Origin of the sequence: Pontibacterium sp., from assembly GCF_041587635.1 — a bacterium.
Classification (GTDB): Bacteria; Pseudomonadota; Gammaproteobacteria; order Pseudomonadales; family Balneatricaceae; genus Pontibacterium.
Genome location: NZ_JBFGYC010000182.1, coordinates 1 through 6,794 on the forward strand (window position 1 = coordinate 1; position 6,794 = coordinate 6,794).

Below are 6,794 nucleotides of genomic sequence, written 5' to 3' on the forward strand. Positions count from 1 at the left end.
CGATCAGCAAACACTGCGTGAAATCTATCTTGCGTGCGATAAAGTGCAAGCGTCTAACAGTCTGCTGGATTACCTGCAGCGTCTGGTTCGTTACAGCCGTGAAGCCAAAGGCTTTGCATACGGTATCTCACCACGCGGTGCGCTGGCGTTGCTGCGCAGTGCCAAAACATGGGCCTATATGCATGGTCGCCAATATGTTGTGCCGGAGGATCTGCAAACGTTGTTGAAGCCTGTATTTGGTCACCGTTTACGGGCGGCTGAAGACTATGCCGAGCATGGTGGATTGGCGTTGGTGCAGCGATTGCTCAGTGAGGTCGATGTTGTCGGCTGAGGGGCAGCGGTTTGTCATGTTCGCTAAGCTTAGAAAAAGCCTGCGGCGGCCATTTGATCGCTGGGCAGCGCGCCGGCGTCCAAAGGGTCGTTCAATCGAACTGAATCAGAAACGTATTTTTATCTTCCCCAGTCGCTCCGGCTGGGGATTCATTTTCGTCTCGATCTTGTTGCTGCTCATCGGTGTGAACTACGAAAACAATCTGCTTCATGCGGTGGCGTTTTTACTGCTCAGTATTTTTGTGATTTCGATTATTCATACCTACAGCAATCTCTCCGGTATCAAGATTACAGCCATCAAGGGTTACCCCTGCTTTGCGGGTGAGCAAGCTGAATTTGAGTTGCGGTTAAGTGCCGGGGGTAAACGTGAGCGGGAAAACGTGCAGCTCGCATGGAAGGGGTGTCAGTCGCAAACCATTGAGATGATTGACCACTCCGGTTGCACGGTACGCCTCTATCACCCGGCCCCGGTACGTGGGCGATTACATCCGCGACCGTTGCTGATCGAAAGTATGTACCCGCTGGGGCTGCTAAGAGTCTGGAGTTGGCTTGAGGTGGATAGCAATGCTGTTGTGTATCCCAGTCCGCAAAAAAGCTTGAGACCGCAATCTTATATTCGTTCAGAGGGCGAGGGGCGGATGCAGTCATTGGATGGCGGAGAAGATTTTGCTGGGTTAGAGCAGTATCACCCCGGTATGCCGTTGCGTCATGTGGCTTGGAAAACCTATGCGCGTGGGCAGGGGCTGCACGCTAAAACGTTTCATGCTGAGCTGGATGAGCGGGTTTGGCTGGATTGGGATGCGTTGGCAGGCATGCCTACAGAAACACGGCTGTCCTGTTTGTGCTATCTGGTACTTCAGCTTGAAAAGCAGGGGGAGCATTACGGTCTGCGGCTACCGGGTAGGGATTTTGAGCCGGATCGTGGAGACAGTCATCGTCAGCAGTTACTGACTGCCTTGGCGCTGTTTCCGGGAGGAGTAGAGTGAGCGATCAATTTCGTTTGAGTCGCCCGGCGCTAATGTGGCAGTTCATTGCGATCATTGCAGTATTGGTGCCCCATTTAACTCACCTGCCTTTATGGGTTCCGGCGGCGATAGCGGGCACGATAGGCTGGCGGTTGATGGTTCACACGGGGCGTTGGTCATTTCCGCACTGGAGTGTACTCGCGCTATTTTCATTTCTGGCGTTTGGCGGGGTGTTTCTCAGCTATGGAGGTGTTGGTGGTGTCAACGGTATGGTGGCGCTGCTGATTGCAGGGTTTGGCCTGAAGTCGCTGGAGATCTACCGCCAACGTGATGCACTGTTGGTGGTCTACGTTGCCTATATTGTGGCGGGCAGTGCGCTATTATTTGATCAAAGTATCTGGATGGCGGCCTACGTGCTGGTGGCAATCCAGCTGACCACAGCCGCTTTGCTGGCCATCTACCAAACGCACAACGTGGACATGGGACGCCCATTCCGCAGCAGTGCAGTGATGATGATGCAGTCCCTGCCTCTGATGTTAGTGCTGTTTATCCTGATTCCGCGAATGGGACCGATATGGTCGCTTAAGATGGATGTGGGTGGGGCCAAGACCGGTCTATCTGAAACGATGTCGCCCGGTGATATCACCCATTTAACCCGTTCTTCAGACGTTGCATTCAGAGTGGAATTTAAGGGTGAGCCTCCTCCGCAAAGTGCGCTTTACTGGCGAGTGATGACGTACCCGGACTTTGACGGTCTCCGTTGGTATAAGGGTAAACAGCAGGATCCGCGTCCCCAGATTGCCGAGTCGCTGCAGATGAAGCAGCCGACATACCACTATTCACTGATGTTGGAGCCTACCGGGCGGACGTATATTCCCGCATTAGATATGCCAGTGTCTGTGCCGGATGGCGTGACACTCAATAAAGACATTACATTTCAGCGGAATCGCCCCATCAACACCCGAGAACAGATTGATCTTCACTCTGCTTCACAGTACCGCTTGGCGGTAAATAGCAGTGCACTGAACTACAGGCGGGAGTTGAGTTTGCCGCTCACCAATCCGCGCAGTCGAGAAACGGCGCGTGAATGGTACACCCGCGCAGGTTCCCCAGAGGCCTACATCCGAATGTTAATGGCGTTTTATCATCTCAACTTCACCTACACGTTGAGCCCGGGAAAACTGCAAGGGAACCAGATCGATCAGTTTATGTTTTCCAGCCAGAAAGGGTTCTGTGGACACTTCGCCGGTTCAATGGTGTTTATGTTGCGTTCTGTAGGTATCCCGGCGCGCGTCGTGGCAGGCTATCAGGGGGGGGAGTGGAATCCCTATGAGAAGTATTTGTTGGTGCGTCAGTATGATGCGCATGCATGGGTAGAGGCGTGGTTACCGGAAAAAGGTTGGGTTCGTTATGATCCGACTGCTGCAGTAGCGCCTGAGAGAATTGAAAGCCCTGCCGAAGAGCTGTTTTCAGAGCAGGAAAATTTCCTAGAAGACACCCCACTGGGAAGTTTACTTGTTGGTAAAGACAGCGTGCTTGCTGATCTATGGTTAAAGTGGGATGCATTTTCCTATGGCTGGCAGCAATGGGTGGTGAACTATCATCGCTATCAAAACGATTTTCTGACGCGTCTGTTAGGCGAAATAACGCCCCTGCGGGTTGCTTTGGCGTTGGTGCTTCCGTTTATGCTAGTGATGACGTTAGTTGCGTTACGGGTATTCTGGCACAGCTGGAACAACCCGAAAGACCCGCATGATCAGGCGCTGGAAAAACTGTCGCAGCGCTTGGAACGTAAAGCCGGGTTGGGTCGCAGTCCGGGAGAGACTGTAAAGCGATACTGTGAACGTGTGGCTGACGTGCGCCCAGATCTGGCGGAGGTACTCAGCCAGATTGCGGGTCGTTACGAGCAGATGCGATATGCTGAAACCGATCAGCTGGATGCCGGGAAAGAGCTGCTGGCTTGGGTGCGTCGATGCCATAGCAAAATTTAGGGCAGCTAATCCTCACTCTCAATCTGATAGCAGCGCAGCAACCCGCTGTTGTAACATCGGTACCACTTCATCTTCAAACCAGGGGTTGCGCTTTAGCCACAGCTGATTGCGAGGTGATGGGTGTGGCAGCGGGATGAAGCCTTCCCGGCACTCCGCCCATTGCTGTACGCGCTCAGTAAGCGTTTTGTAGTGGTCCTCAAGATAGTACTTTTGCGCATACTGACCGATCAACAGTGTGAGTTGGAGGTCTGGCATCTGCTCCAACAGGCTTGGATGCCAGAGCGGTGCACACTCTTTGCGAGGGGGTAGATCACCCGATTTTCCTTTACCCGGATAGCAAAAGCCCATCGGCATGATGGCAATCCGGGATTCGTCATAAAACTGTTCCGATTCAAGGTTTAACCACTGACGCAGGCGGTCACCGCTGGGATCATTCCACGGAATGCCGGTTTTGTGCACCCGGGTACCAGGGGCTTGTCCGATAATCATCAGACGTGCGCTGGATGAAGCGCGCACCACAGGGTTGCTACCTAAAGGCAGCTGTTTCGCGCAATATTCACAGGCGCGGATTTCGGCGAGTAAATTGTCCATCGGAATCAGGGACATTGAGCGAAAAGCCTCTGTGGGTTGTGGTTTGGCGATGTGCTTCTGATCCAAGTCTACTATGATAGCCCTCGCAACAAACTGCCAGCAGATAAATTTGATGACAACAGAACGCTTTGCCTACGAAATCGTGCGCAGTAAAAAACGTCGCACCGCCGCCATTAAAGTGGAGCCGGGCCAGGTCCGTGTACTGGTCCCGCATTGGGTGGATGATCGCTGGATTGAAGGCTGGGTTGCGGAGAAGCGTCACTGGATAATACAGAAACAACAGAGCCTTGCTGAGCAAGGACAAGCGTTTGAAATTCGTATTGCACAGCAATCTGAAATCCCGTTTCTCGGACAAACCTTAGTGCTTGATTGGCAGTATGGACCGCGCAACCATATAGAACGAAATGATGATCGATTACGGGTGACGTTATCCCGCCGTGGTAGCCGTCCTGAAGTTGAACGTGTGACCGATCTGGTTAAAAGCTGGTATCAGCAGCAAGCCCAAAGTTATCTGTCAGAGCGGATTCAACACTGGCAGCAGATTACCGGATTGGTTGCATCGGGTTTGACGATCAAGAGTTTTCGCCGCCGCTGGGGCAGTTGTGACAACCGGGGGCACGTCTCTTTGAACTGGCGGCTAGTCATGGCACCGGCCGATCAGGTGGACTATGTGATCGTCCATGAGCTGGCTCATCTCAAGCATTTCAACCACAGCAAGCGCTTCTGGGCGTTAGTTGCTACTTTTGTCGCACAATACAATACCTTAAGACTAGGGTTACAGTGCCGATATCCTTTGTTGTACTTCTGAAAGTACAGTTGCAAGCATCAGGTGCTGTGTTAGATTTTCTAATGACAGTTTCGAGGGAACGACGGCGCTAGAGCGTTTGAAAACGCAGAATACGCCGCCTTAGAATTTTAAAAGTGCAGATAAAAAACATTAAATAAACGATAACAACAACGGGCATGTCACATGAGTCTTTACAGCAGTATTGAAAAGACGTTTTTTAACTCCCTCACCAAAAAAATAGTTGGCAACGTCGTTTTCCTATTAGGGCCGAACCTCATCGTTGCGGCCATCGGGTATTGGGTCTATCAAGATCTGAATTCACTTCATGCTCAACTCGATACGAGTCAGGCGGCGGGTGCGATACTTGAACAGAGTGCATCAACGCTGTCTGTCGCTTCGCTGGTCCTGCTGATCTACACGTTCCTTATCGGGACATTTACCATCTTCTTCATGCGGCATCTGTTTCTGCGTCCAATTGGCAGTATCACCAACGTATTGCGTGCCGTAAAAGAGCGTGATGGTGATATTTCAGCCACTTTGCCGCAGTACTCCCACGACGAGATTTCCAGCATGGCGGAAAGCTATAACGACTTCTCGCATAGTCTGAAGAAGATGATCTCATCGACACGGCAGCGCAGCGTGCAGGTGGCATTAAGTGCGACTCAGCTGCAGAAGGTGGTGAACGAAGCGCACACATCGGCAGAAGAGCAGGAAACGCGGGCTCAGATGGTGTTTCAGGCCAGCCAGGAAGCCACTGCGGCGATCGATGAAATTGCGGCGCACACGCTGGAGATCTCGGAGCGCAACAGCAATAACCTGGAAGAAGTCCGTGGCTCCAGTAGTGAGATGGCACGGGTAAAGGATCAGGTGCAGGCGGTCGGTCAGCAGATCGGTGAGTTCCAGAGTACAGTGCATCAGCTGTCGGAGAACTCAGAAAATATCATGCGGGTGCTGGGGATGGTGAAGGATTTCTCCGACCAGACTAACCTTTTGGCTCTTAACGCCTCCATTGAAGCCGCGCGCGCAGGTGAAGCGGGGCGTGGCTTTGCCGTGGTGGCCGATGAAGTACGTTCGTTGTCCTTGAAGGTCAGCAGCGCGACCTCTGAGATCGACAAGAACGTCAGTGAGATGACATCGTTGGTCAGCAATACCCGCACGGGTGCCGACACGATCAAAGAGTACATCTCCGATACTGAAGTGTTCATCGGCAATACCAATACACAGTTTTCCAATATGGTGTCTGACTTTGAGGAGTTGAACGGTCAGCTCAGTAGTATCAGTGCAGCCATCGACGAGCTGGCATACACCAACCGCAATACCCATGAGCATGTCTCTGAGATCACCAAAATTTCAGAAGAGATCAAGGGCGAGATGGAGATCTCGAAGAGTCACTCCGGTGATCTGGAAACCGCGACTGAAGAAACGCAGGAGTTGCTGTCACGCTTTATCATCGGCTACGGTGGATTTGAAGGCATGATTCAGGCTGGGCGGGGCTGGGCGCAAGAGACTCAGGATATTTTGGAAGAGATGATGCGTCAGGGAAGCAATTTGTTTGATACGAATTATCGTCGTACCAATGACGGTCAGTTACCTGAAAAGTTTGATACATCCTATGTGGATGCCTATCAGTCTCGCTTACAGCCAGTATTTGACCGCTTTATTACGGAGCGTGCAGAGTTTATCTACGCGATTGCGGTGGATCTGAACGGTTATGCGCCAGCGCATCACACCAAGGTTTCCGATCCGATTACGGGTAATTTCGATGTGGATAACCTGAAGAGTCGTAATCGCCGTATCTATGCCGGGAGCCGTGCTGAACAGCGTCGGGCAAACCATACCTCACCGTTCCTGTTGCAGACCTTTATTCGTGACACGGGTGAGGTGCTGAACGACCTGTCTATACCGCTGTACGTCAACGGTAAGCACTGGGGATCGTTGATCATGGGCTTTGATCCGAAACACCTCCTGTCAGAGTGACGGCGTTGATTACGCTATCTAAACCATAAAAAGGGAAGGCCTAAAAACCTTCCCTTTCTTTTTGCGGCTTGCCTGATCTGTTCAGCTCGCATCGTTGGTTGGGTTAAGCCCTTCCTGTAGTAACTGATAGCACTCGTTGGCATTGATAAAGCC

6 protein-coding genes are annotated in these 6,794 nt (G+C 52.0%); 5 read left to right on the forward strand and 1 reads right to left on the reverse strand.

What is annotated here, in order from left to right:
- The 3 genes from ABYW01_RS10490 to ABYW01_RS10500 form a co-directional block, all read left to right on the forward strand.
- Window positions 1-331: AAA family ATPase (locus tag ABYW01_RS10490; RefSeq protein WP_372832569.1), on the forward strand; the 331-nt coding region annotated here is incomplete at its 5' end.
- Window positions 318-1,316, forward strand: a complete 999-nt coding sequence (locus tag ABYW01_RS10495; RefSeq protein ID WP_372832570.1) for a DUF58 domain-containing protein — start codon at window positions 318-320, stop codon at window positions 1,314-1,316. The genes ABYW01_RS10490 and ABYW01_RS10495, both read left to right, overlap by 14 nt.
- Entirely contained in the window at window positions 1,313-3,286 is a 1,974-nt protein-coding gene (locus tag ABYW01_RS10500) for a DUF3488 and DUF4129 domain-containing transglutaminase family protein (protein WP_372832572.1), read from the forward strand. The genes ABYW01_RS10495 and ABYW01_RS10500 overlap by 4 nt, the downstream gene beginning before the upstream one ends.
- A gap of 18 nt (window positions 3,287-3,304) precedes the next feature.
- Here ABYW01_RS10500 and ABYW01_RS10505 read toward each other — a convergent pair whose 3' ends face one another.
- A complete protein-coding gene (locus ABYW01_RS10505; RefSeq protein WP_372832573.1) occupies window positions 3,305-3,892 on the reverse strand; it encodes a uracil-DNA glycosylase family protein in 588 nt (195 codons plus the stop codon).
- Between the two features lie 97 nt (window positions 3,893-3,989).
- Here ABYW01_RS10505 and ABYW01_RS10510 point away from each other — a divergent pair, with 97 nt between their 5' ends.
- Both ABYW01_RS10510 and ABYW01_RS10515 read left to right on the forward strand, forming a co-directional pair.
- Window positions 3,990-4,685, forward strand: coding sequence for a M48 family metallopeptidase (locus ABYW01_RS10510; protein ID WP_372832574.1), 696 nt, complete (start codon window positions 3,990-3,992; stop codon window positions 4,683-4,685).
- Window positions 4,686-4,847: 162 nt separating this feature from the next.
- Window positions 4,848-6,641, forward strand: coding sequence for a methyl-accepting chemotaxis protein (locus ABYW01_RS10515; RefSeq protein WP_372832576.1), 1,794 nt, complete (start codon window positions 4,848-4,850; stop codon window positions 6,639-6,641).
- The last annotated feature ends 153 nt before the right edge of the window (window positions 6,642-6,794 follow it).

Coding starts and splice junctions, on each gene's coding strand:
- ABYW01_RS10515 (WP_372832576.1), top strand. CDS start 4,848: ATGAGTCTTTACAGCAGTATTGAAAAGACGTTTTTTAACTCCCTCACC.
- ABYW01_RS10495 (WP_372832570.1), top strand. CDS start 318: ATGTTGTCGGCTGAGGGGCAGCGGTTTGTCATGTTCGCTAAGCTTAGA.
- ABYW01_RS10505 (WP_372832573.1), bottom strand. CDS start 3,892: ATGTCCCTGATTCCGATGGACAATTTACTCGCCGAAATCCGCGCCTGT.
- ABYW01_RS10510 (WP_372832574.1), top strand. CDS start 3,990: ATGACAACAGAACGCTTTGCCTACGAAATCGTGCGCAGTAAAAAACGT.